The following is a 22,822-nucleotide window of genomic DNA, read 5'->3' on the forward strand; positions in this document are numbered from 1 at the left end:
CATTGGCACGGTCCGTGATGAAAGGGGTGCCGAAAAGGGAGCCCGAAAGTACTTCGTTGGAGGGTTCGGGGCCCCCGTATTTTTCCACAGACCGCACAGTTCCTTGTGGATAAAAGCACGATGGCCGGACCGGGGGGCACAAAGCCCGTTGGATAGCTTGCCCCCGGTGCCCATCACCGTACCTTCATCCCACGGACGCACCACCGCCGAACCACCGCATGGACGCCAAATTCTCACCCCGGGTCCGGGACGTCATCACCTTCAGTCGTGAGGAAGCCCTCCGGCTCGGGCACAATTACATCGGCATCGAGCACATCCTGCTCGGCCTCATCCGCGAGGGCGAGGGCAATGCTGTGAAGATCCTCCACCACCTGGACGTGGACCTGGAGGAGCTGCGCCGCTCGGTGGAGGGCAGCATGGAGCCCGCCAGCGCGATGCGCCCGCCGGACAAGGACAAGATCACGCTGATCAAGCAGGCCGAGAAGATGCTGAAGATCACCTTTCTGGAGGCCAAGCTGTTCAAGAGCCCGCACATCGACACTGAGCACCTGCTGCTCAGCATCCTGAAGGACGAGGACAACCTGGCCACCCGCACCCTGCACAAGTTCAACGTGGACTACGAGAGCGTGAAGAACGAAGTGGACGCCATCCTGGCCGGCGGCGGCCCTTCCCCGGCCTCCGGCTCATCCAAAGGGCCCAAGGCCCAGGGCCCGCAGAGCGCTGACGATGATGACGAGGAGAGCGGCAGCGGCTATTCCGGTGGTCAGCGCAAACCCGCCGACAGCAAGAGCAAAACGCCGGTGCTGGACAACTTCGGCCGCGACCTCACCAAGCTGGCCGAGGACGGCAAGCTGGACCCCATCGTGGGCCGTGAGAAGGAGATCGAGCGCGTGAGCCAGGTGCTGAGCCGGCGCAAGAAGAACAACCCCGTGCTGATCGGCGAGCCCGGCGTGGGCAAGAGCGCCATCGCCGAGGGCCTCGCCCTGCGCATCATCCAGCGCAAGGTGAGCCGCGTGCTCTTTGGCAAGCGCATCGTGGCGCTGGACATCGCCAGCCTTGTGGCCGGCACCAAGTACCGCGGCCAATTCGAGGAGCGCATGAAGGCCGTGATGAACGAGCTGGAGAACAGCCCGGACGTCATCCTTTTCATCGACGAGATCCACACCATCGTGGGCGCCGGCGGCGCCAGCGGCAGCCTCGACGCCAGCAACATGTTCAAGCCCGCCCTGGCGCGCGGTGAGATCCAGTGCATCGGCGCCACCACGCTGGACGAATACAGGCAGTACATCGAGAAGGACGGAGCCCTCGAGCGCCGTTTCCAGAAAGTGCTGGTGGAGCCCACGACCGTGGATGAGACCATCCAGATCCTCAACAACATCAAGGAGAAGTACGAGGACCACCACAACGTGAACTACACGCCCGAGGCGATCGAGGCCTGCGTGAAGCTCACCAACCGGTACATCACCGACCGTCACCTGCCGGACAAGGCCATCGACGCGCTGGACGAGGCGGGCAGTCGCGTGCACATCAGCAACATCGTGGTGCCCAAGAACATCCTGGAAGTGGAGGGCAAGATCGAGGAGGTGAAGGAGGAGAAGAACAAGGTGGTGCGCAGCCAGCGCTACGAGGAGGCCGCCAAGTTGCGCGACCGCGAGCGGCAGCTGCAGGAGGAGCTGGAGCGCGCCAAGAAGCAGTGGGAGGAGGAGAGCCGCACCCACCGCACCACCGTGAACGAGGAGAACGTGGCCGAGGTGGTGGCCATGATGAGCGGCATCCCTGTGACGCGTATCGCCGAGAAGGAGAGCGGCAAGCTGCGGCGGATGAAGGAGGAGATGATGGGCAAGGTGATCGGCCAGGACGAGGCGGTGGGCAAGGTGGTGAAGGCCATCCAGCGCAATCGCGCCGGCCTGAAGGACCCCAACCGCCCCATCGGTTCGTTCATCTTCCTGGGCCCCACCGGCGTGGGCAAGACCCAGCTGGCCAAGGAACTGGCGCGGTACCTGTTCGACACCGAAGATGCGCTGGTGCGCGTCGACATGAGCGAGTACATGGAGAAGTTCTCCGTGAGCCGCCTGATCGGAGCACCTCCGGGCTACGTGGGCTACGAGGAGGGCGGACAGCTCACTGAGAAAGTGCGCCGTCGGCCTTACGCCATCATCCTGCTCGACGAGATCGAGAAGGCCCACCCCGATGTGTTCAACCTGCTGCTGCAAGCGCTCGATGACGGCAAGATGACCGATAGCCTCGGCCGTCACATCGATTTCAAGAACACGATCATCATCATGACGTCGAACATCGGAGCGCGCGACCTGGCCGACTACGGCAAGGGCGTGGGCTTCGGCACCACCGCGCGCAGCGAGGCCCAGGAGGAGACCAATCGCGGCATCATCGAGAAGGCGCTCAAGAAGGCCTTCGCCCCGGAGTTCCTCAACCGCATCGACGACATCATCATGTTCAACTCGCTCAAGCGGGAGGACATCCACAAGATCATCGACATCGAGCTGGGGCACCTCTACAAGCGCATCAGCGAGCTGGGCTACGAGCTGAAGCTCACCGATGAGGCCAAGGACTTCCTGGTGGAAAAGGGCTACGACGAGAAGTTCGGCGCACGCCCATTGAAGCGGGCCATCCAGAAATTCATCGAGGACCCGATGGCCGAGGAGATCATCAACCAGGCCATCGAGGAGGGCGACAAGATCGTCGTGGGCCTCAACAAGGAGAAGTCCGACGTGGCCATCAAGGTCACCAAGGGCAAGAAGAAAGTGGGCAAAGGGGAAGGCAGCAGCGACACCAAGGACCTGCCCCCGCCCCGGGCGAATAAGGGTTTTCTCCCATCATGCAGACCGGCCCGCCCCAAGCGGGCCGGTCCGCTTCGGCCCCTACCACTCGCCTCGGTCGGCGCTCTTGCGGAAGCGGGTGCTGAAGCCCAGGCCCACCGTGAGGAAGCCATAGGGCGGCCCTTCGGCCTGCACCGTGCGGCCCGGGAAGCTCTCCAGCCCGAACTTGTCCGGGCTCAGCGTCTGCTCGTCCTGCTCGTAGCCCACCTGCACGCCGAAGGCCAGGTTGTCCGTGGCATGCAGGTAGAAGGTGAACTGGCCGCCCCAGTGCAAACCCGAGGCCTTCACGGTGCGCCGCTCCCCCACCCCGCTGCTGGTGTAGTGGTAGTCGGACAGGCCAGCCTTGGCGGCGAACTCCACGAAGGTGCGGCCGCCGGTGTACTTCTCCCATTGCAGCTTGCCGAACCAGGTGGCACGGACGATCTCGCCGCTGATGCTCTGCGGGGCGAAGGAGCGCTCCTCCAGCCCGAACCAGGTGGCCCGGCCGCCCACGCCCACGCACAGCCCCTTCCAGAACGGATATTGGGCACAGAGGTCGAAACCGCCCACGCTCTCGGTGAGGTCGTTGAACAAGGGCAGGCCCACCGGGACCGGCAACACCAGCGTGCCCTTCAGAGTGAACGACGGCTCGGGCAGGGGTTGGCGCTTTTGCGCGGCGGCGTTCAGCGCGCCTGCGGCAGCGGCGACCAGCAAGAGCGTATGCACCCGGCGTGTCATCCCTGGGCGAGCCGGAAGCGGCGGATGGTTCGTTGGGTATCCGAGGCCATCTGCAGATGGTAGACCCCGTCGGCACGGGCATCCAGCGGTAGCTCCACGGCGTGGTCGCCCGCTTGCAAGGGCTGGTCGGGCCAGCGGTGCAGCTCGTGGTGCGACTGGTCGAGCAGGGCCCACGACATCGACCGGGCCTGGGGCATGCGCACCTGCACCAGCAGGCGGGCCGGGTGATAGGCCACCTGCAGCCCGATGAGCTCGGCATGGCCCGCCACGGGAAGGTCATGCCGCACCACCCGGTCGCGGAAGCGCCGCAAGAGCACCAGCAACAGGAGGATGCTCAGGGTGATGGTGAGGGCGATGCGCAGGTTCTCCATGGCACGGAACGGTCACAGCACGATGAGACCAGGGATGACCGAGGCGCGGTCGTAGCGCTCCACCACTTCGTTCGCGCTCATCATCACCTCGGTGACGGTGAGGCTGAGGTACTTGCCCCCGGTGGAGTACTTGCGCAGAAGCTCCGCCTCGGGCGGGAACAGGGCGGTGACAGCGGCCAAGCGGTCGGCGTCGGGCTCGAAGATGAACTTGTACATGTACACCGAGGGCCACTCGTGCACTTGGTCCAGCCGTTGCCGGAGCCGCTCCTTCACTTCTTCGCTCAGCATGCGCGTACCTTGCAAAGGTAGCCCCGGCCCGGCGATCGAACCGATCGGCACGTGACGTGTACAGGGCTGCGGAACCCATGCGTGCCCTTCCTCTCCTCGTGCTGCTCACCCTGGCCGGTCGGGCCATCGGCCAGGCCGCGCCGGCGCTGCCGGCCCCGGCCAACAACCTGCAGGGACCGTGGAACGAGCGCGACCTCTTGCGCAACAGCAACGCGTGGAACAACGCGGTGAACGAGCGGCCCGCCGATGCTTCGGCGCGCTACCAGTGGTACCAGAACGAACGGCAGGCCGCGCTGGTGAGGGGCAACGGACGGATCACCGCCACCGACGACGCCCGGCTGGAAGAGGCCGCCGACGAGTTGGAGCGCCTCGCACCGGCCAGTGTCGATGCCCATCTCGCCGCCTATTACCAGCACTTCCCGGAGGCCTCGGCCTTCGCCTCGCTGGACGCTGCGCTCGCGCTGGACCGCGCTGCCCCCGACCTGGTGGTGCCCCGGATGACACGGGCCCTACATCAAGGCGATGCCGCAGCCCTGCGGACAGCGGCCGTGGAGCTGCGCGACCGAGGGCTGGTGGCTACGGGCCTGGTGCTGATGGCCGAGGACCTCTTGGCCTCCGTGGACCGCGGCGGCGTACTGCTGCTGGGCGGTGAACTCGACGCCTACCCCGTGATCGCGGCGCAGCAGCACGACGGTCGACGCACGGACGTGCTGGTGGTGGACGCCCGCCTGCTGGCCGTTGCCGACTACCGGGCCCGCGTGTGGCGCGAGGCCGGTGCCACGGGCACAGCACCGGGCACCGTGCAAGCCGTGGTGAACGCCCTTCCGCAGGCCACCGCCCGCCCGGTGCATCTGGCCCTGAGCCTGCCGGCCGAACTGCTGTCCCCCTGGCACGACCGGTCGGCGCTCACCGGCCTCACCCTGCGCGCCGGCGGCAGCGGCGAACCCATCGCCGAGCTGGCCGCCCGGTGGCAACGCATGCACCGCACCGCCGAGGCCGGACCGCTGTCGTGGAACTACCTCGTGGCCGGCAGCGTCCTGCTGCGCCATTACCGCGCCGTGAACGACGAGGCGGGCATGGCCCGCACCGAGCAGGAGCTGCACCGCCTGGCGGAGCGCATCGGGGCCACGAACGAACTCTACCGGCTGGGCGTGCTGCCGCATTGACCATGGGCTCCCTCTTCGGCACCGATCGGCGGAGCGCCAGCGACGAGCGCCTCATGGAGCTCGTGGTGCGCGGCGATGAGCGCGCTTTCGCCGAGCTGTACGACCGCTACCACGGCCGCGTGCTGAACTACTTCCACCGCATGCTGTGGAGCGACCGCGAACGGGCGCAGGACATGCTGCAGGACCTGTTCGCCAAGCTGGCACAGCGGCCGGACCAGTACGACCCGGGCCGGCCGTTCCGCACCTGGTTGTTCAGCGTGGCCAACAACATGTGCAAGAACGAGTACCGCCGCGAGGAGGTGCGCCGCGCGGCGGTGCCCGAGCTGCGGCACAACGGCCGCGCAGTGCAGGAGCCGCACGCCGGCGAGGCCGTGGACCGGGCCCACTTCCGGCGGCGGCTGAACGAGGAGCTCGACCGGTTGGACCCCGACCAGAAGGCCACCTTCGTGATGCGGTACGAGGAGGACCTGGCCATCAAGGAGATCGCGCTGGCTTTCGGCATCTCCGAAGGCACCGTGAAGAGCCGCCTGTTCTACACCCTGAAGAAACTGGCCGACCGCCTCAAGGAGTTCGGCCCGATGCCCCTTCCCCACCATGGACGCGCGTGAGCGATACGACCCCGAGGACCTGGAGGCGCTGTTGAGCGAACGCGCCTTCGACGAGCTGCTGGCCGAGGAGCGGGCCTTCGTGCTGCGGCATGTGGCCGACCGCGCCGAGTACGAAACGCTGCGCGCCACCCTGGCCCAGGTGCGGGCGGAAGGGCGCCCCGGCCCGCCTGTTGCCGCCGATCCGGAGGTGCGAGACCGGGTGCTGGCGGCCTTCCGCGACGCCCGCCGTCCCGCCTGGCGGATCTGGCTCAACAGCGTGGGCACCTGGCTGGCGCCCCCCAGCCCCGCGCAGTACTGGCGTCCGGTGCTGGCCTTCGGCACCCTGGCGCTGCTGATCGCCGTGGGCGTGGCCCTGTGGATGCCGCCGCCGGGGCTGGAACAGGAAGGTCTCGCCGAGTTGAAGCCGGTGGCCCTCCCCACCAAGCCGGAACAGCCCGCGCGCTCCGAGCAGCCCGCCGTGGAGCCCCTGGAGGAACAGAAGACCACCACTACAGGCGTGATGACCGTTGAGCCGACACTGACCGACCACAGTGGTGCGGGCCTCACCAGCGAAGCGTTGGCAGAGGTGCCGACGACCGCGGAGGATGCTGTGACCGGGGTGGCGAACGCCGACTTGGAGTCCCCCGCGGAGGACCTGGCCTTCTCCCGGCAGGCCGCCACCGCTCCGGCCACCACGGCTACGCTGGGTGATGTGAAGCAGGAAATGGACCAAGAGCCCGGCTATTCGCGCGAGGTCACCGCCGCGGAGGTCGCATCGAAGGCCAAGGCTCGTCGCAAAGCCTCGGAGCCCGGCGGTGAAGCCTCTGCTTCCCTGGGCGGGACGAACGCCGACCTGCGGAGCCTGATGCGCGCCGCGTGGTGAGGGCTATTCGATCGTGAAGCGCTGGGTGAGGTCGAGATCGCGCGCCTTCACGCTCAGGACCATGTCCCCCTTCGGGAAGAGGCCCTTGTCCAGCACGCGGACGAGCTCATTGCGCAGGGCGCGGCCCTCTTCGCGGTAGAGCAGCAGGCCGTTGGCGTCGGCGATCTGCAGCACCACGCGTCCGATGCGGCGTTCGGCCGCCAGATGGAGGCGGATAAGGCCGGAAGCGCGGCTGCATTCCACACGTGCCGAGCCGGTGTGCTCGCCACCGCCCGCGCGGGCGCTGAGGCCGGAACCCAACAGCAGCAAGGCCAGAAGAAGGGTGCGCATGCGGCAAAAGTAGGCGCCGCTCCGGCCGGATCCAAATCCCCGAACTCAGGGCTCCCAGCGCCGCACGTAGCCCGACTCGAGCAGGCGATGGCCGGACGCGTCGCTTACCGCGTAGGTGAAGCCGTTGTAGATGCTGAAGGCCCCGAAGGCGCCATCCGCGCGCAGGGCGAGGAAGCCCACCTGATGGCCGTCGATGTTGCCCGAGCGGCGCACGATGCGGTCCACGGCCTGGCGGCAGGCCTCGGTGGGGTCCATCCCCTGGCGCATGAGCTCCACCACGGTGTGGCTGCCGGCGACCCGGATGACAAGCTCGCCCGTGCCGGTGGCGCAGGCGGCACCCACCTCACCATCCACGAAGAGGCCGGCACCGATGATGGGGCTGTCGCCCACCCGGCCGTGGATCTTGTAGGCCATGCCGCTGGTGGTGCAGCTGCCGGCCAGGCGTCCCTGCACATCCACGGCGAGCTGACCGATGGTGTCGTGGTTCTCGATGTTCGCCACGGGCTTGTACTCGCTCTTCACCGCCCACTCCTTCCACTCGGCCTGCACCCCGGGCAGGGTGATGCGGCGATCGGTGAAGCCGTTCTCACGGGCCCAGCGTTCGGCGCCTTCGCCCACCAGCATCACATGCGGGGTGCGTTCCATGACGGCCCTTGCGATGCGCACGGGGTTGGCGAAGTGCTCCACGAAGGCGACGCTGCCGGCCCGGCCGTCGTGGTCCTGCACACAGGCATCGAGGGTCACATGGCCGTCGCGGTCGGGCCGCCCGCCCTGGCCCACACTGCGGTTGGTGAGGTCGTTCTCCACCACGGCCACGCCTTCCACCACGGCGTCGAGCACCGAGCCGCCCGCGCCCAACACCTGCCAGGCCTTGCTGTTGGCGTCGAGGCCATGGTCCCAGGTGCTGATGACGACCGGCGAGCCGGGGGCCGGAGGCGTTGAACGGGCTGCGGCCGGGCGGGCCCAAGGCACCGCCGCAGCCACTGCGGCCGTGGAGGTGATCCGCAGGAAGCGGCGGCGGTCGTTGTCCATCGGTGACAAAGAAAAGAGAAAGGCCCTGCCGAAGCAGGGCCTTTCCCCAAGAAGGTCGTAGGCTTAGTGGGCCACCACGATGCGCTCGCTGAAACGCTTGCCATCGAGTTCCACCGTCACGGTGTAGGCACCGTTGTTCAGGTCGCTCGCGTCGAACTGGTAGATGCGACGGTTCACTTCGGCCAGGCGGTCGCTGTTCACCAGCTTGCCAGCGAGGTCGGTGATCGTCACAAGAGCGGTAGTTTCGACGATATCGAGCGCACGGTGCGACTCAGCCGCAGTGCGAAGAATCATGTGAAGTCAATCCGAGCGTTCCATAGGTTCCCATGGAACCAAACTCCGGTACCCGCGCAGGCCCCAGGAACGGTTGCTGGCGACCACACGTTCCCACCACACGTCCAAGTACTGAGCGTGGTTCCACCCAAGGAAACGTAAACATTAACGATTACTCGTCCAGCTGGCGCAGTGTAGTTAAGGGTACCATTTGCCGCAAGATTGAGCGTTACTGTTGTCGCCTTCGAAGCACAGCTGGTAGCATGAAGGACCTGGACGGAATATGAACAGGTGGTTGCGTTCGTCAAGGACAAGGCACTCTGACCACTGACTGCCAGAGACAGCAATGTGGTACTTAGGAAAACAGCGATGAACTTCATGGTTTGGTGGTTTGGATAATCAAATGTACGCTGCCAACGAACAGCGTCCAAGAACTCACTGATGGTCGAGCTATGGCACTTGCCCTCGGATGACCGTCCGGAATAGCAAGATTAAATGAATTGCGCAGGTCCTCAGCACCCAGAGGAAGCACCACCTCCTTGACAACGCCAGCAGGTAGTCAAATGCACCCTTCAAGTGGCTTCAGCGCGCTGACGGTCATCTTCCAATGGGCTGAGCGCCCTACTTAGGAATGCCCCAGGCTTGTGAGGTGGTGGAATACGGGGTCGCCTAATAAAAACTCTGTTAAGTTTGGAGCGCACAAACAGCATGACCATGAAGCACCTGTACACCATCATCAACAACCTCCCGAAGCTGGCCATCGCCGCCCTGCTTGCCGCTCCCACGATGAGCAACGCCCAGTGCCTCACCTGGGTGAACCCGACCGACTCCAGCGGATGGAGCGACTTCGTATCCACCTTCCAAGGTGCGCCTTGCGCCACCAGCGGCGTGTGTCCTGTGAACGAGATCACGGCATTCCAGGTGTGGGCTGACGAAGCCTATGCGATGACGAACGTTCAGGCTGGGGGTTCATACACCTTCAGCGCATGCAACGGAGTGGGCGGCAGCGCCTGGCCGCTTTCCTTCACGATCATCAACCCCTCCGGAACGCCTGACGCGTTCGGTCTGGACGCTGGTTCATCCTGCGCCTTGACCTGGACCGCGACCGAGACGGGCACTTACCTGATCGTCGTATCCGAACAAGGTGCTTGCGGTACGTCCTCGAACCAGGCCACGGACAACGGGTTCCCCTCGATCACCTGCACCGCCAGCGCGGCCACGGATTGCGCCACCATCGGCATCGACGAGATCGCCGCGCAGGGACCTGTCCTGATCAGCCCGAACCCGACCACGGGTCTGTTCACCGTTACGGTGAGCGCTGAAGCGCGTCGCATCGAGGTCCTCGACCTGAACGGCCGTCTACTACAGGGTGTGACGACCACCCGCACCCTCGGTGGAACCTACCACATGGACCTCTCCGGTCTGGCCGCTGGCACCTACATGGTGCGCACCGACCTGGGTACCACGGTGAACACGCAGCGCATCACGCTGGTGGACTAATCCTGCTCGTTCTCGCGAAGGCCCGCTGTGCGTTGCACAGCGGGCCTTCTGCATTACCAGCCCTACCTTTCCCGCCACCCTTCCCCCATGCGCTCCCCGACCCGCCCCATGGTGGTGCTCACCACCCTGTTCTTCATGTGGGGCTTCATGACGGTGATGAACGACGTGCTGGTGCCGCACCTCAAGGCGGTGTTCACGCTCAGCTACGCGCAGAGCCTGCTGGTGCAGTTCAGCTTCTTCGGCGCTTACTTCCTGGGCTCCCTGGGCTACTACGCGGTGTCACGCAGCAGCGGCGACCCCATCGCGCGGCTGGGCTACAAACGTGCCGTGGTGGCCGGACTGGTGGTGAGCGCGGCCGGCAGCTTGCTGTTCGTGCCGGCCACCTACCTGCATCTGTACGGGATGTATCTGCTGGCCCTGTTCGTGCTGGGCCTGGGCTTCACCCTGCTGCAGATCGCGGCCAACCCCTTCGTGGCCATCATCGGCCCGCCGGAAGGGGCCAGCAGCCGGCTGAACCTGGCGCAGGCCTTCAACTCGCTCGGCACCACCCTGGCCCCGCTGATCGGCGGTGCGCTCATCTTCGACCTCTTCCGGGGCGACGCGGCGGTGCGCTGGCCCTACGCTGCGTTCGCCGGGTTGCTGCTGCTGCAGGCGCTGTGGGTGGCCCTCACCCCCCTGCCCGAGCCGCCCTCGGACGGCGGCTCAGGAACGGCCGCGACGGCCTGGCGACACCGGCCGCTGCGCTGGGGCATGCTGGCCATCTTCTGCTACGTGGGGGCCGAGGTGGCTGTCGGCAGCCTGATCATCAACCTGCTGAAATCGGACAGCGTGCTGGGCCTCACCGAGGCCGATGGCAAGAACTACCTGGGCCTGTACTGGGGCGGCGCCATGGTGGGCCGCTTCCTCGGGGCGGTGGCCCTGCAGGACCGGATGAGCGTGCGGCGACGTCAACTGCTGCTGCCCGCGCTGGCGGTGCTGCTCTTCGGGCTGCTGTGGGGCATCAACCGGCTCTCCGGCGCGCTGGCGCTGGACCACCTGTGGCCGATGCTGGTGCTGATCCTGGCCAACATGGTCGTGTTCATGCTGGCGGGGCGGCGGCCGGGCCAGGTGCTGGGCTTCTTCGCTGCGGCGGCCGCAGCGCTCTGCCTGGCCGTGATGGCCACCGGAGGGGCGTGGACTTTGTGGGCCGTGGTGGCCATCGGGTTGTTCAACTCCATCCAATGGAGCAACATCTTCACCCTCGCGATCGACGGACTGGGCCCGGCCACCGGCCAGGGCAGCAGCCTGCTGGTGATGATGATCGTCGGCGGTGCCCTCGTGCCGCCCCTCCAGGGGCTGATGATCGACCTGTTCCAGGGCGGGGATGACGCGGACGTCGGCTTCCACCTCAGCTTCGTGCTGCCTGCGCTGTGCTACGGCTTCCTCATCTGGTACGGCTTCCGGGGATCGCAGCGGGCATGATCGCGGGCATCGACATCGGCGGAACGAGCAGCAAGCTGGGCCTGGTGGACGGCGACCGCATCGTGGCGCGCACGCGCATCCCCACACTGGGCCACGCGGACCCGCACACCTTCGCTGATGCGCTGGCCGTGGCGGTGCGCACCCTGGCCGGAGAGGTCGCGCTCACCGGCGTGGGCATCGGCGCCCCCAACGGCAACCAGCACAGCGGCACCATCGTGCAGGCCCCCAACCTGCCGTGGCGGGAGGATGTGCCCCTGGCGGCGATGCTGCGCGAACGGCTGGGCGTGCCCTGCACCCTGGGCAACGACGCCAACGCGGCGGCACTGGGCGAATGGCGCTATGGGGCCGGGCGCGGCATCGACGACCTGCTGGTGGTGACCCTCGGCACCGGCCTGGGCAGCGGGCTCATCGTGGACGGTCGGCTGCTGCTGGGCCCCTTCGGCAATGCCGGCGAGCTGGGCCACACGATCGTGGTCATCGACGGCCGCGCATGCAGCTGTGGCCGAAAGGGCTGCCTGGAGGCCTACGTGAGCATCCGCGGCATCCGCGAGACCTTCCGCGAGCTCGGCGGCGACGCGAAGGTGCTCGGGACCGAAGGCGTGCTGCCTATCGCCGAGGCCGCGCGCGCCGGGCTGTCCGAGGCGCTGCAGACCTTCCGCAGCACCGCGCGCTGGCTGTCGGTGGGCCTCAGCAACGCGGTGGCCATCACCACCCCGCGGCGAATCGTGCTCTTCGGAGGCATCGCCCGCAACGGCGACCTTCTTCTCGGCCCGCTGCGCGAACGGTTCGCGCACGACCTGCTCTCCATTTACCACGGCCAGGTGGACCTGGTGCTCAGCGAACTGCCCGAGGATGATGCGGGGATCCTGGGGGCAGCGGCGTTGGGAGAGCTCCGGACCACCTCACGCAGAGGGGCAGAGGGCGCGGAGGACGACCGCCAGTAGCGAAGGGCTCAAGAAAGGCCATGGAGATCAACGCGATCACCGAGATCATCATCAACGAAGCCATCCGGCTGCATCGGGAGATCGGGCCTGGGTTGTTGGGATCCGTCTATGAAGCGGTTCTGTCCAAGAGGTTGCGGGATCGAGGACTGAAGGTGGAATGCCAGGTGCCGACCAGCGTGGTGATCGACGGAGAACACTTCGACATCGGTTTCAGGATGGACATGCTCGTACAGGACCAGGTGATCGTGGAGCTCAAGTCCGTACAGGAGGTGCCTGCGGTCGACTACAAGCGGGTCCAGACCTACCTGCGTCTGAAAGACCTTCGCATCGCACTGCTCATCAACTTCGGGAAGGAAACGCTTGTGGAAGGACTGTCGCGCATTGCGAACAAGTTCAACGAAGACTGACAACATGAGGTCACGTCAACCGTACCGATCGCAGGTAGCCATGCTGCCCTCTGCGCCCTCTGCCCCTCTGCGTGAGACGGGACGGATCTGCGCATCCCTCCTCATGCTCACCCTCCCCCTGCTCTCCTCCGCCCAGCTCAACCCGGCGCGCGACCTGGTGAACCCCTTCGTGGGCACCGGGGGCCACGGGCACACCTTCCCCGGCGCCTGCGTGCCGCACGGCCTGGTGCAGCTCAGCCCGGACACGCGGCCCGATGGCATCAACGACTGGGACGGCTGCGGAGGCTACCACCACAGCGACAGCCTCATCTACGGATTCAGCCACACGCACCTCAGTGGCACGGGCGTGGCCGACCTGTGCGATGTGCTCATCATGCCGATGAGCGGCCGTTGGTCCGTGGACCCTAAGGAATACCGGTCTTTGTTCAGCCATGCGAACGAGGCGGCCCATGCGGGCTATTACCGCGTGCACCTCGACGACGAGGGCGTGGACGCTGAGCTGACGGCCAGCGCTCGGGTGGGGGTGCATCGGTATGCCTTCCCGAAAGGAGAGGACGCCTTCATCGTCCTCGATCTTGAGCATCGCGACAAGCTGCTCGGCAGCCAGATCCGGATGGACGGACAGGACGTGGTGGGGGAACGCCGAAGTTCGTCCTGGGCGCGCGATCAGCGGCTCTATTTCTGCGTGCGCGTCGGAAGCCCCGACGGGCCGGTCGACCTGACCTTGGACCAGCTTCAGGACAGCACCAAGGCCGTGCTTCGGATCCCCGGTGAGCACAAAGGTCCGCTCATCGTCAAGGTCGGCATCTCTTCTGTGAGCATCGAAGGCGCGCGAAAGAACCTCGAGGCCGAGGTGCCGCACTGGGACTTCGACCGGGTGCGGGCGGAGGCCGAGGCCGCCTGGAACGCCGAGCTCAACAAGGTGCAGGTGAAGGGCGGCACGCCGGAACAGCAGCGCATCTTCCACACGGCCATGTACCACAGCCTCATCGCCCCCTGCGTGTTCAACGACGTGGACGGGCAATACCGCGGCATGGACGGCGCGGTGCACCAGGCGGACCACGACGTGTACACCATCTTCAGCCTGTGGGACACCTTTCGCGCGACGCACCCGCTGTTCACGCTGCTGGAACCGGACCGGGTGAACGACTACATCCGCACCTTCCTGCTGCACTACCAGCAGGGCGGCCGCCTGCCGGTGTGGGAGCTGTGGGGCAACGAAACGGACTGCATGATCGGGTACCACAGCGCCAGTGTGATCGCCGACGCGCACAGTAAGGGCATCCGGGACTACGACGCCCGCCTGGCCCTGGAAGCGCTGGTGGCCGGGGCCATGCGCGACGAGCCGGGGCTCAACGCCTACCGCACGCGCGGCTTCATCAGCAGCGAGGACCAGGCGGAGAGCGTGAGCCGCACGCTGGAGTACGCGTACGATGACTGGTGCATCGCCCAGCTCGCGGAGGCCTTGGGCGCGGACAGCTTGGCCGCGGTGTTCACCGAGCGCTCCTATGCCTGGCAGAACCTGCTGGACCCGGACACGCGCTTCTTCCGTGCCCGGCGCAACGGCGGCCTGATCGAGCCCTTCGACCCGTACGAGGTGAACTACCACTTCACCGAGGCGAACGCGTGGCAGTACGGGCTCTTCGTGCCGCACCATCTCGACGACCTGTTGCGCGACGCGGGAGGAAGCAGCGCCCTGCGCTCGCGGCTCGATGAGCTGTTCGATGCCGATGTCCGCACCAGCGGGCGCGAGCAGGCGGACATCACGGGCCTCATCGGGCAGTACGCCCACGGCAACGAACCCAGCCACCACATGGCCTACCTCTACGCCCGCACGGACGCCCCGGCCTGGATGGACGGGCTGGTGGACCGGATCCGCACGGAGTTCTACCGCGACGCCCCGGACGGGCTGATCGGCAACGAGGACTGCGGCCAGATGAGCAGCTGGTACGTGCTGAGCGCCCTGGGCCTCTACCCCATCTGCCCGGGCTCGCCGCAGTACACCCTGGGCGTCCCCCTCTTCGACGAGGCCACCATCCGGCTCACCAATGGGCGCAGCCTGCGCATCACCGGCGAGCGCACGCCTGCCGACGCACGCTACGTGGAGGAGATCTCATGGAACGGACACGAGCCGGAGGTCTTCCGCCAGCTGAGCCACGACCGCCTGATGGACGGGGGGACGCTGGCCTTCCGGCTGGGCCCACGTCCGGGCGGGTCCCCCTCCTTCCCCGATCCGGGAGAGCCGGAGCTATCCCCCGAACGGCCGCTGCCCGCGCCGTGGGTGAACGCACCGTCCCGCACCTTCACCGACACGCTGGCCGTTCGCTTCGTACGCCCCATCCCCTATGGCCAGGTGCAGTACCGGGTGAAGGAGGGCGGTGTGAAGCAGTGGCGCGCGGCGCCGGAGGCCCTCACCCTGCGGCAGTCCGGCACCGTGCAGGCGCGCCTGGCGCTGGGCGATCGCACGGGACCGGTGGTGGAGGCCCGGTTCGAGCGGCTGGAGGTGCGCCACACCGTGAGCCTGCAGAGCACCTGCTCCAACCAATACGCGGCCGGAGGCGACCAGGCCTTGGTGGACGGTCTGCGCGGCGGGGTGGAGTTCCGGTCCGGCGAATGGCAGGGCTTCCAGGGCCAGGACGTGCTGGCCACCATCGACCTGGGGGGCGAGCGCCGCCTGGATGCGGTGAGCGTGGGCATGCTGCAGGACCAGCGCTCGTGGATCTGGTACCCCGAATATGTGGATGTCGCCTGGAGCATCAACGGCCGGCAGTGGAGCAGCACGGTGTTGACGCACACGGTGGCCCGCGACGCGGATGGCGCGCAGCGCATGGAGCTCCGCACCGGTGCCATCGGCAAGCGTGCGCGCTACGTGAAGGTGATGGCGAAGAACGCGGGCCCTTGTCCGGACTGGCATCCCAGCAAGGGCGGTTCGAGCTGGGTCTTCCTGGACGAGGTCGGCATCGAGGCGGGGCCAGCACGCTGAGGTCACCGCACGGAACGAGGAAGCCCGGCTTGCGGCCGGGCTTCCGAAAGGAGCGTGATCGATCAGCGCGCCACCTGCACGGCCTTCGTGCGCACGAACTCGTCCGCGTGTACTTGCAGCAGGTAGTTGCCGTTCTGCAGACCGGAGAGGTCGACCAGCACCGAGCGGTCGTTCACCGCGCGCACCGGCAGGTCCAGCACCTGGCGGCCGGTGAGGTCGAACAGCCGCACCACGGCGTTGGTCAACTGGTCGAGGCCGAGCTGGATGGTCACCGCACCCGTGGTGGGGTTCGGGTAGAGCACGAAACCGGTCGCATTCGTCTCATCAATGCCCACCAGGCCACAACCCACATCCCACACCAAGGGCGTCGTGGCCTGCCCATCGTCGCAGGACCCCGTGTTGTTGGACTGCACCCGCAGCGTGAGCAGGTTGTCCGGGTTCTGGGAGCTGATGGAGAGGCCCGAGAGGTTCCCACCCAGGTTGCCGTTGAAGAGCACGCCGGAGAGGTCGTAGGCCCCGTTGTAGATCACCACCTTGTCGTCCACCAGCAACTGGCCCTGCAGGAAGGTCATCGTGATCGGCAGGTTGGGGTCACTGGACTGATAGACGAACCAGGCGTCATCGCTGTTCTCGTAACAGTACGAGGTGTTCACGTTGAGGCAGGCCGGGATCACACAGCTGTCCTCGTAGGCCACCACGGGACCACTGAAGATGCGGCACAGGCTGTTGTCGCCGTTGAAGACCGACAGGTTGACGATCGTGTCCATGCCGATGGGGCCGAAGTTCTGGAGGCCGGTGCCGATGCCGAAGAGCGTGTCACCCGGAAGCACGAGGTCCACGGTGGCGGCATCGCCCGTGGAGGTGATGTTCACTTCGATGCTGTACTCGCGGTGGATACAATCGGGCACCACGGTGAAGGTCGCGGCGGGCACGTCGCAGTCCAGGCAGCCCACGGTCCAGTTCCACTCCCAGGCGGGGTTGGTGGAGCACTGCACGGAACCGTCGGAGGTGATGGTCATGAAGATGTTGGGGCCCGTGGACACGATCGGGGGCAGCGTGCTCAGGTCGAAGGTGGGACCGTTGTGCTGCCAGAGGATCGGGCTTCCGTTGTTCGGTCCGTCGTAAATGGTGAGCACATCATAGAAAGAGGACTCGATGGTGCCGGTGGAGAACAGGAGCGCCAGCGGATCGTTGGTGGAACTCTGGTACCACCACGTTTTGGTGTCGTTGGCCACGTAGCAGTAACTGTCGTTGTACTCGACTCCGCCACAGTTGAGAATGACCGGACAGTTCCCGGTGCTCTGCACGTTGAAGTAGCTCACGCTGCAGGCCGCCTCGAACTCATGGCCCACCACGATGTCCACCACGGCGCCGACCGTGAAGGGCCCGAGGGTGATGACACCGACGCCCTGCCCTGGGATCTGCGCCTGGGGCGTGCCGTTGATGCTGTGGTCGATGTTGACGAAAGAGCCGTCACCTGTGCTGGCCACGTTCACATCGATCGTGAAGCTGTTGGTGTTGCAATCGTCCAGCACGCTGTAGCTGGCCACCACCGGGGTGCAGTTCAGGAAGAGCTGCACGGTGGTGACCACACAGTTGCTCTGCAGATTGCAGAGGTCGTCCAAGTTCCAGTGGGGATAGAGGTCGCCGCCGGTCACGGCCGTGACGGTCACCGGGCTGTAGCCTTGACCAATGACGTTTCCGCCGGGGAAGTCCTCACGGACGGTGATGTAGCCTCCGGAGCTGAGGGTGAACTGGTAGGTCGCACCCGCGATGATGCCGGTGATCAGGGAGTACTCGGACTCGTAGCTGCACGTGCTGATGGTGGTCAGCGCGCCGAAGGGGTCGGGCGTGGCCTGGCCGAATTGGTTCGCGTTCTGACAGTTCCCCTGGGCGAAGGCCGAAGCTGCGGGCGTCAGGGCGAAGGAAAGGGCAAGAACCTGGGTGAAGGGTCGAAATGCGCTCATGCGATGGGTCGTGTTGACCGGTTGGATGGTTGCCGAAGGTAGGCGTTGTCCATTGGACCGGCCAACCGCGAGGCAGGACGTTCGCACAGGGTCTGTTGAAAACCTGTATCTGCGGCTAGGGTGGCCAGACCTCCCATGTGGGCGGCGCCCCTCCCCCCACCTCGATCCAGCGGTCCGCACCGGGCAACAGGTAGAAGTCGTTGTCGCTCAAGGTGGCCCCGGGTGCGCGCAGATGCACGTTCGGGACGGGGACGTCGGTGCTCAAGCGATAGCGGCCAGCCCGGGTCAGGTCCGGCGTAAGAGCGATGCGCGAGCGCTGCCAGTCCATCATCCCCCATGGCGCCATCGTCAACGTCCGGTCGGCCAGCAGGTCGCCCCGATGGTCCAACACGCGCACATGGACCAGCGTCCGCTCCGAGGGTGACCCGGACGATACGTCGGTCACCGGTATCCGGACCAGCTCATTCAAGCCAGTGGCCGGAGAGAACCATAGGCTGTCGTATCGCAAACAGCGTCCATCGGTAGTGAACACCTGTGTGATGGCCAGCAACAGGTCAGGATCGGCCTCCTCATTCCACATGGTGGCCACCACGGTCCCCTCCGCATGCCGGAGATCGAGCACGAGCGGGCGGTAACTGCGGGCCACCTCGTACATGGCGGCCTTCCAGGTGCCGGTGTGGTCCACGGTGCTCCAACTGGGCCCGGCCCACACGTCGTTGAGCTGCCAGAACAGGGTGCCCATACAATGCGGCTGCGCAGTGAGGTGCGCCCAGATGGCCTGTCGGTAGGCTTCGGCCTGGGCCAGCTGGCTGAAGCGGGTCAGCTCGCCGAGCGTTCGCGGCCGCAGGCCGAACTCGCGTTCGATGGCCTCCAGGATCGGCCGGTCGGTCTTGTAGCTCCGCTGTCGGGCGCCCAACACCGGATCGCCGAGGTGCAGATGCTCCGGATCGAGCTGGGTGGCGAGCGTGACACTGTCGGGGTAGCTCTGGAAGCCGTACTCGCTCACGAAGCGGCCCACGTTGCGGCCGAAGGAGGCGAAGCTGCTGTCCCCGTGCCACACGCCCCAATAGTGCAGGTCGCCGTTCCGCAGCCCTTCGGCGTTGCCCCAGTTGCTCAGCGGCGAGGTGGGCGTGTATGGGACGCCATGGAGGTACTGGACCAGGTCTTTCGCCCCTCGAAGCTCTACACCATCGAACAGGGTCCTCATGCCGGCCCGTGCGCGGATGGAGTCCTCACCATGGATGCGGTAGCGGTCCTGCCAGCCCCAGTTGTTCCAGGCCACCTCCAGTTCGTTGTTGCCGCACCACAGCGCCAGCCCCGGCCACCGGCCCAAGCGCTCGGCCTGTTCGGCGACCTCGGCGCGCACGTTGTCCAGGAAGTCGCCTTCGGCCGGCGGGATGTTCGCGAACATCAGGTCCTGCCACACCAGGATGCCGGCCGTGTCACAGGCCGCGTAGAACGCGTCCGGGGGGTAGACCCCCCCCGCCCACACGCGCACCATGTTCATGCCCGCCCGCTGCATGTCGCGCACCCGGGCCACCCACAGGCTGTCCGCGCCGGGGAACATGGACGGCGGCACCAGGTTGCAGCCTTTGACGAAGAGCGGGCGTCCGTTGCGCAGGAAGCGGAACGCCCGCCCGGCGCTGTCCGGCCGTTGGTCCAGGGACACTTGCGGCGTTGACCGCGGGACCGGTGCACCGGGCAGCTCCAAGGCCACCTCCTGCCAGATGCCGAGGGTGACGAGGCGCGGGACGAAGTCCCATCCGAACTGGTAGGCGGCCTTGCGGACGTAGGGGCTCGTCCCGCTCGGGTCGCTGTCGTGCGGGAGTTGGATGCCGTAAGCGGCGCGAAGCTGTGCTCCTTCACGCACCGGACTTCGGAGCACCACACGGAGGTCGTTCGGGCCTGCGCGCAGGATCCCGTGCACCGGCCACCGCCAGGTCCGGAACATGTTGTCGGCACCGCCGATGCGCACGCCATTGAGCCGGACATCGGCGAACGTATCGAGGCCTTTGAAGACCAGGAGCGCGTCGGGGTGGGAGGCCCACGCAGTGTCCACGTCGAACTGCACGGCGTACTCCCAATCCCGGATCTCGACCCAGCGCACGCTGTCGCTGTTCGTATTGCGGAGCGGATCGGGAATGCGGCCTTCGCGGAGGAGGTCCTCTTGAACGGTCCCCGGCACACGCGCGGGCCACCACCGCTCGGTGCCCAGCTCGCGGAACCGCCAGCCTTCAGGCAGCGGCTTCCGGGCAGGCTGGGCCAAGGCCGTCAAGGCCCAGAGGCCGGCGACAGGAAGGAAGGCGCGCCTCATCGCAGGCGGGCTTTCGTCAGCGCGTTGAGCACCCCCTCGATCTTGGCCTCGTCGGGAACGCTCTCGAAGCTGAGCCCGCGATGGGCGGAGCTCATGCTCACCTCATGGGGTTCGGGCGGCAGCTTCCGCTGGGCGGCGAAGTGCACCTCGGTGACCCCGGTGCGCTCCACCAGCTCCACCACGTTCTGCGGGGTGATGCCACCGGCGGCGGCCACGCGCAATCGGCCCTGTGCACCCTCCACCATGGCCTTGATGGTGAGGGCGCCGTCGATCGCCAGGGTGCGGCCACCACTGGTGAGCACGCGCTGCACCCCTTCGGACAGGCAGGTGGTGAAGGCCGCGCCGGGATCGGGGCTGCGGTCGATGGCCCGATGGAAGGTGATCTCCGCCTCCGGAGCGGCCATGCGCACGGCCCGGATGAAGGGGATGTCCGGTCCGCCCGCCTCGTCGAGCGCACCGATCACCAGGCCCGGTGTGCTCATGCCGATGAGCAGGGCATCGCGCAGCATGGCCTGGCGTTCGTTCATGGTGTAGGAGAACCCACCGGGCGTGGCGCGGATGAGCACCCGCATCGGGATCCGAGCTCCTCCTTCACGGCGTTCACCAGGCCGTAGCTCGGGGTCACCCCGCCGCAATCCGGCCAGGTGCACAATTCCACGCTGTCCACCCCGGCGCGCGCGGCGGCTTGGGCCTCGGCGAGGCTGGACACACAGACCTCCACGAGGACCTTCACGGGCCAAACGTAGCACGCACCGATCGCAACCGACATCCCCGCCCTGGCGTACAAGGGCCGATGCGTACCGCGCTGGTCGTTCTTCTGCTGCTCATCGGGTCCTGGTCCCCGGTGTCCGCCTCCCGCCTGGAGCACGGTCGCACCGAACGCGTGACCGGCATGGCCGGGGCCCGCGATCGGGCCCGTGTGCTGCTGGAACTCGCGCGCACGCTGGATGCGGACCGTCCGGTGGAAGCCTTGGCGCAACGCCGCACCGCACTGCATTTCGCCGAACAATCCAAGGACCTGGAGCTCATGCACCGGGTGCTGGTGGAGCTGCGTCGGAACGAATTGGATGCCGGAGGCCTGGATGGTGTCCTGAAGGCTTCGCTGAGGGCGCTGGAAGTGTCCCAACAATTGGAACGCCCGGCCGTGGTGGCCACCGACCTGGCCTGGTTGAGCCGCACGTACGCCGAGCTCGGTCAGCCGGTCCGGGCGATGGAGGAAAGCCAACGGGCCCTGTTGGTGGTGCGAAGCCTGGGCGACAGCCTGCGGTTGGCCATGGCCCATCTGGACGTCATGGAGCGCATGATCGCGGCCGGTCGCTTCCGCGAGGCGCAAGAGCAGGGTCACCTGGCCGATGCCGTCTTCGCGCACAAGGTGGACGTGGAAGGACAGGCCCGTCGTTGGGTCCTGAGCGCCACCGCCCTGCTCGATCAGGGGAAAGCGGCGGACGCGCTACCATGCCTGGGCAAGGCCGCCACCCTGCTGGGCAGGTCCGCATCGCCTGCGTTGTGGACCGCTTTGCGGAAGGAACAGGCCAGGGCCGCCCTCGGGATGGGGGACATGCGCGATGCGGACCGCCACCTTGACTCCTTGGAGGTGCTGCTCACCCGCACCGGCGACCGGTCCGAACGATTGCACTACCTCGACCTCCGGCAGCAGCTAGCGCGCGCGCTGGGCGCGGAGCGCGAGGCCCTCACCTACCTCGACCTTCAGATGAAGCTGAAGGACTCGCTGCTGAACGCGCAGATGGCACGTCAGCTGGCGGGCCTTCAGGCGCTCTACCAGGTCTCCAGCAAGGACCGCGACAACGCGATGCTGCGTGAACGGAGCGCGATGAACGAAGCGATCGCCGGGTCGGCGCAACGGCGCAACCGGCTGCTGCTGATCCTGCTGGGCGTGGTCTCGGCCATGGTGGTTCTGTTCGGCACCACCCTGTTCCATGTGCGCCGTGTGATCGGTCGCGTGCGCCACAAGAACCGGTTGATCCGTGAACAGGGCGAGCAGCTGCAGACCCAGAACCTGGAGCTGCAGCGGCAGAATGCCCGTCTGGCGCGATCGCTGATGGCCGAGAACGAGAAGGACCTGATGCTGCGCGAGATCCACCACCGCGTGAAGAACGACCTGCAGGTGGTGAGCACGCTGGTCCGCCTGCGCGCCCTGCACGAACCATCCAGCGGCTCGCGCGAGGCGTTGGAGGACCTTGAGCGTCGGGTGCAGGCCATGGCCTTGGTGCATGACCGGCTCTACCGCTCGACCGACCTGCGCCACATCGGCCTGGGGATCACCTCCAGGAGCTGGCGTCCGGCGTGGTGCGCAGCTTCGCCGCCGAGCCGCGCGTGGCGGCCACGGTCTCCTGCACCATGGCCGAGGTGCCCACCACGATGCTGATCCCCCTGGGGTTGCTGGTGAACGAGCTCGTGATGAACTCCCTGAAGCACGGATTTCCCGAGGGTCGACATGGTTCGATCCGGATCCAACTGGACCAGTGGAACGTCAGCGGTCTTCGGCTCCGGTACGAGGACGATGGTGTGGGTCTGGCCACGTCCAATGGGCTGTCGGCCGGTAGTTTCGGCCACGACCTGATCCACGCGCTGAGCGAGCAGCTGGAAGGGGAATTGCGTATGAGCACAGGCGAAGGCCACCGCGTGGAGCTCTTGGCCACCCTGGGCGAGGCGCCGCTGCGCGCGGTCGGCTGAAGGGCTCGGCGCACCGGACCTATCTTCGCGCCGCTTCGCGCACCGACCGACCGGTGCACAGGCCTATC

General features: G+C 66.8%; 20 protein-coding genes. 11 read left to right on the plus strand and 9 right to left on the minus strand.

Annotated elements, in window-relative coordinates:
- Positions 1 to 218: 218 nt before the first annotated feature.
- Positions 219 to 3,617 (plus strand): ATP-dependent Clp protease ATP-binding subunit, encoded by a 3,399-nt coding sequence (locus tag IPJ87_06250; GenBank protein ID MBK7941460.1) that lies wholly within the window; start codon positions 219 to 221, stop codon positions 3,615 to 3,617.
- Here the strand turns inward: IPJ87_06250 and IPJ87_06255 are convergent.
- Both IPJ87_06255 and IPJ87_06260 read right to left on the minus strand, forming a co-directional pair.
- Positions 3,551 to 3,925 (minus strand): hypothetical protein, encoded by a 375-nt coding sequence (locus tag IPJ87_06255; protein ID MBK7941461.1) that lies wholly within the window; start codon positions 3,923 to 3,925, stop codon positions 3,551 to 3,553. The two genes, IPJ87_06250 and IPJ87_06255, sit on opposite strands and share 67 nt — an antisense overlap.
- Before the next feature lie 12 nt (positions 3,926 to 3,937).
- Positions 3,938 to 4,213: a DUF493 family protein gene (locus IPJ87_06260; GenBank protein ID MBK7941462.1), complete on the minus strand. Its 276-nt coding sequence runs from the start codon at positions 4,211 to 4,213 to the stop codon at positions 3,938 to 3,940.
- 77 nt (positions 4,214 to 4,290) lie between these two features.
- Here IPJ87_06260 and IPJ87_06265 point away from each other — a divergent pair, with 77 nt between their 5' ends.
- Genes IPJ87_06265 through IPJ87_06275 form a run of 3 tightly spaced genes read left to right on the plus strand, consistent with a single transcriptional unit; the run spans position 4,291 to position 6,849 of the window.
- The gene (locus IPJ87_06265; protein ID MBK7941463.1) at positions 4,291 to 5,379 is read left to right on the plus strand and encodes a hypothetical protein; all 1,089 of its coding nucleotides are present in this window, start codon (positions 4,291 to 4,293) and stop codon (positions 5,377 to 5,379) included.
- Between the two features lie 2 nt (positions 5,380 to 5,381).
- Positions 5,382 to 5,987: an RNA polymerase sigma factor gene (locus tag IPJ87_06270; GenBank protein MBK7941464.1), complete on the plus strand. Its 606-nt coding sequence runs from the start codon at positions 5,382 to 5,384 to the stop codon at positions 5,985 to 5,987.
- Positions 5,974 to 6,849: a hypothetical protein gene (locus tag IPJ87_06275; GenBank protein MBK7941465.1), complete on the plus strand. Its 876-nt coding sequence runs from the start codon at positions 5,974 to 5,976 to the stop codon at positions 6,847 to 6,849. The genes IPJ87_06270 and IPJ87_06275 overlap by 14 nt, the downstream gene beginning before the upstream one ends.
- A gap of 3 nt (positions 6,850 to 6,852) precedes the next feature.
- Here the strand turns inward: IPJ87_06275 and IPJ87_06280 are convergent, their stop codons facing one another.
- From IPJ87_06280 to IPJ87_06290, 3 genes are all read right to left on the minus strand, one after another.
- Complete coding sequence (locus IPJ87_06280; GenBank protein MBK7941466.1) at positions 6,853 to 7,179, minus strand: hypothetical protein; 327 nt, start codon at positions 7,177 to 7,179, stop codon at positions 6,853 to 6,855.
- A 45-nt stretch (positions 7,180 to 7,224) separates the two neighbouring features.
- A complete protein-coding gene (locus tag IPJ87_06285; GenBank protein ID MBK7941467.1) occupies positions 7,225 to 8,211 on the minus strand; it encodes a N(4)-(beta-N-acetylglucosaminyl)-L-asparaginase in 987 nt (328 codons plus the stop codon).
- A gap of 63 nt (positions 8,212 to 8,274) precedes the next feature.
- Complete coding sequence (locus tag IPJ87_06290; protein ID MBK7941468.1) at positions 8,275 to 8,442, minus strand: T9SS type A sorting domain-containing protein; 168 nt, start codon at positions 8,440 to 8,442, stop codon at positions 8,275 to 8,277.
- Positions 8,443 to 9,198: 756 nt separating this feature from the next.
- Here IPJ87_06290 and IPJ87_06295 point away from each other — a divergent pair.
- The 5 genes from IPJ87_06295 (at position 9,199) to IPJ87_06315 (ending at position 15,779) form a co-directional block, all read left to right on the plus strand.
- On the plus strand, positions 9,199 to 9,984 hold the full coding sequence (locus IPJ87_06295; GenBank protein ID MBK7941469.1) for a T9SS type A sorting domain-containing protein: 786 nt from the start codon (positions 9,199 to 9,201) through the stop codon (positions 9,982 to 9,984).
- Between the two features lie 87 nt (positions 9,985 to 10,071).
- Complete coding sequence (locus IPJ87_06300; GenBank protein ID MBK7941470.1) at positions 10,072 to 11,445, plus strand: sugar MFS transporter; 1,374 nt, start codon at positions 10,072 to 10,074, stop codon at positions 11,443 to 11,445.
- A complete protein-coding gene (locus tag IPJ87_06305) occupies positions 11,442 to 12,389 on the plus strand; it encodes an ROK family protein (protein ID MBK7941471.1) in 948 nt (315 codons plus the stop codon). The genes IPJ87_06300 and IPJ87_06305 overlap by 4 nt, the downstream gene beginning before the upstream one ends.
- A 20-nt stretch (positions 12,390 to 12,409) precedes the next feature.
- The gene (locus IPJ87_06310) at positions 12,410 to 12,796 is read left to right on the plus strand and encodes a GxxExxY protein (GenBank protein MBK7941472.1); all 387 of its coding nucleotides are present in this window, start codon (positions 12,410 to 12,412) and stop codon (positions 12,794 to 12,796) included.
- A 103-nt stretch (positions 12,797 to 12,899) separates the two neighbouring features.
- Entirely contained in the window at positions 12,900 to 15,779 is a 2,880-nt protein-coding gene (locus tag IPJ87_06315; GenBank protein ID MBK7941473.1) for a GH92 family glycosyl hydrolase, read from the plus strand.
- Positions 15,780 to 15,841: 62 nt separating this feature from the next.
- Here IPJ87_06315 and IPJ87_06320 read toward each other — a convergent pair whose 3' ends face one another.
- From IPJ87_06320 to IPJ87_06335, 4 genes are all read right to left on the minus strand, one after another.
- A complete protein-coding gene (locus IPJ87_06320) occupies positions 15,842 to 17,746 on the minus strand; it encodes a T9SS type A sorting domain-containing protein (protein ID MBK7941474.1) in 1,905 nt (634 codons plus the stop codon).
- A 115-nt stretch (positions 17,747 to 17,861) separates the two neighbouring features.
- Positions 17,862 to 20,060 (minus strand): hypothetical protein, encoded by a 2,199-nt coding sequence (locus tag IPJ87_06325; protein MBK7941475.1) that lies wholly within the window; start codon positions 20,058 to 20,060, stop codon positions 17,862 to 17,864.
- Entirely contained in the window at positions 20,057 to 20,632 is a 576-nt protein-coding gene (locus tag IPJ87_06330; protein MBK7941476.1) for a hypothetical protein, read from the minus strand. Before IPJ87_06330 ends, IPJ87_06325 begins: the two co-directional genes overlap by 4 nt.
- Positions 20,584 to 20,793 carry a hypothetical protein gene (locus tag IPJ87_06335; GenBank protein MBK7941477.1) on the minus strand — a complete coding sequence of 70 codons (210 nt, stop codon included), beginning with the start codon at positions 20,791 to 20,793 and terminating at the stop codon, positions 20,584 to 20,586. The genes IPJ87_06330 and IPJ87_06335 overlap by 49 nt, the downstream gene beginning before the upstream one ends.
- A 60-nt stretch (positions 20,794 to 20,853) precedes the next feature.
- Here IPJ87_06335 and IPJ87_06340 point away from each other — a divergent pair, with 60 nt between their 5' ends.
- Together IPJ87_06340 and IPJ87_06345 are read left to right on the plus strand one after the other, a co-directional pair.
- Positions 20,854 to 22,446, plus strand: a complete 1,593-nt coding sequence (locus IPJ87_06340) for a hypothetical protein (GenBank protein ID MBK7941478.1) — start codon at positions 20,854 to 20,856, stop codon at positions 22,444 to 22,446.
- The gene (locus tag IPJ87_06345; GenBank protein ID MBK7941479.1) at positions 22,419 to 22,754 is read left to right on the plus strand and encodes a sensor histidine kinase; all 336 of its coding nucleotides are present in this window, start codon (positions 22,419 to 22,421) and stop codon (positions 22,752 to 22,754) included. Before IPJ87_06340 ends, IPJ87_06345 begins: the two co-directional genes overlap by 28 nt.
- Positions 22,755 to 22,822 lie beyond the last annotated feature (68 nt).

This window comes from Flavobacteriales bacterium (assembly GCA_016713875.1).
GTDB lineage: Bacteria > Bacteroidota > Bacteroidia > Flavobacteriales_F > PHOS-HE28 > PHOS-HE28.

Bases quoted from the DNA above. Each gene is read 5' to 3' on its own strand.
- IPJ87_06320 (MBK7941474.1), bottom strand. From the start codon at position 17,746: ATGAGCGCATTTCGACCCTTCACCCAGGTTCTTGCCCTTTCCTTCGCC.
- IPJ87_06265 (MBK7941463.1), top strand. From the start codon at position 4,291: ATGCGTGCCCTTCCTCTCCTCGTGCTGCTCACCCTGGCCGGTCGGGCC.
- IPJ87_06325 (MBK7941475.1), bottom strand. From the start codon at position 20,060: ATGAGGCGCGCCTTCCTTCCTGTCGCCGGCCTCTGGGCCTTGACGGCC.
- IPJ87_06310 (MBK7941472.1), top strand. From the start codon at position 12,410: ATGGAGATCAACGCGATCACCGAGATCATCATCAACGAAGCCATCCGG.
- IPJ87_06330 (MBK7941476.1), bottom strand. From the start codon at position 20,632: ATGCGGGTGCTCATCCGCGCCACGCCCGGTGGGTTCTCCTACACCATG.
- IPJ87_06255 (MBK7941461.1), bottom strand. From the start codon at position 3,925: ATGGAGAACCTGCGCATCGCCCTCACCATCACCCTGAGCATCCTCCTG.
- IPJ87_06295 (MBK7941469.1), top strand. From the start codon at position 9,199: ATGAAGCACCTGTACACCATCATCAACAACCTCCCGAAGCTGGCCATC.
- IPJ87_06340 (MBK7941478.1), top strand. From the start codon at position 20,854: ATGCGTACCGCGCTGGTCGTTCTTCTGCTGCTCATCGGGTCCTGGTCC.
- IPJ87_06270 (MBK7941464.1), top strand. From the start codon at position 5,382: ATGGGCTCCCTCTTCGGCACCGATCGGCGGAGCGCCAGCGACGAGCGC.
- IPJ87_06260 (MBK7941462.1), bottom strand. From the start codon at position 4,213: ATGCTGAGCGAAGAAGTGAAGGAGCGGCTCCGGCAACGGCTGGACCAA.
- IPJ87_06250 (MBK7941460.1), top strand. From the start codon at position 219: ATGGACGCCAAATTCTCACCCCGGGTCCGGGACGTCATCACCTTCAGT.
- IPJ87_06315 (MBK7941473.1), top strand. From the start codon at position 12,900: ATGCTCACCCTCCCCCTGCTCTCCTCCGCCCAGCTCAACCCGGCGCGC.
- IPJ87_06345 (MBK7941479.1), top strand. From the start codon at position 22,419: ATGGCCGAGGTGCCCACCACGATGCTGATCCCCCTGGGGTTGCTGGTG.
- IPJ87_06300 (MBK7941470.1), top strand. From the start codon at position 10,072: ATGCGCTCCCCGACCCGCCCCATGGTGGTGCTCACCACCCTGTTCTTC.
- IPJ87_06275 (MBK7941465.1), top strand. From the start codon at position 5,974: ATGGACGCGCGTGAGCGATACGACCCCGAGGACCTGGAGGCGCTGTTG.
- IPJ87_06280 (MBK7941466.1), bottom strand. From the start codon at position 7,179: ATGCGCACCCTTCTTCTGGCCTTGCTGCTGTTGGGTTCCGGCCTCAGC.
- IPJ87_06285 (MBK7941467.1), bottom strand. From the start codon at position 8,211: ATGGACAACGACCGCCGCCGCTTCCTGCGGATCACCTCCACGGCCGCA.
- IPJ87_06305 (MBK7941471.1), top strand. From the start codon at position 11,442: ATGATCGCGGGCATCGACATCGGCGGAACGAGCAGCAAGCTGGGCCTG.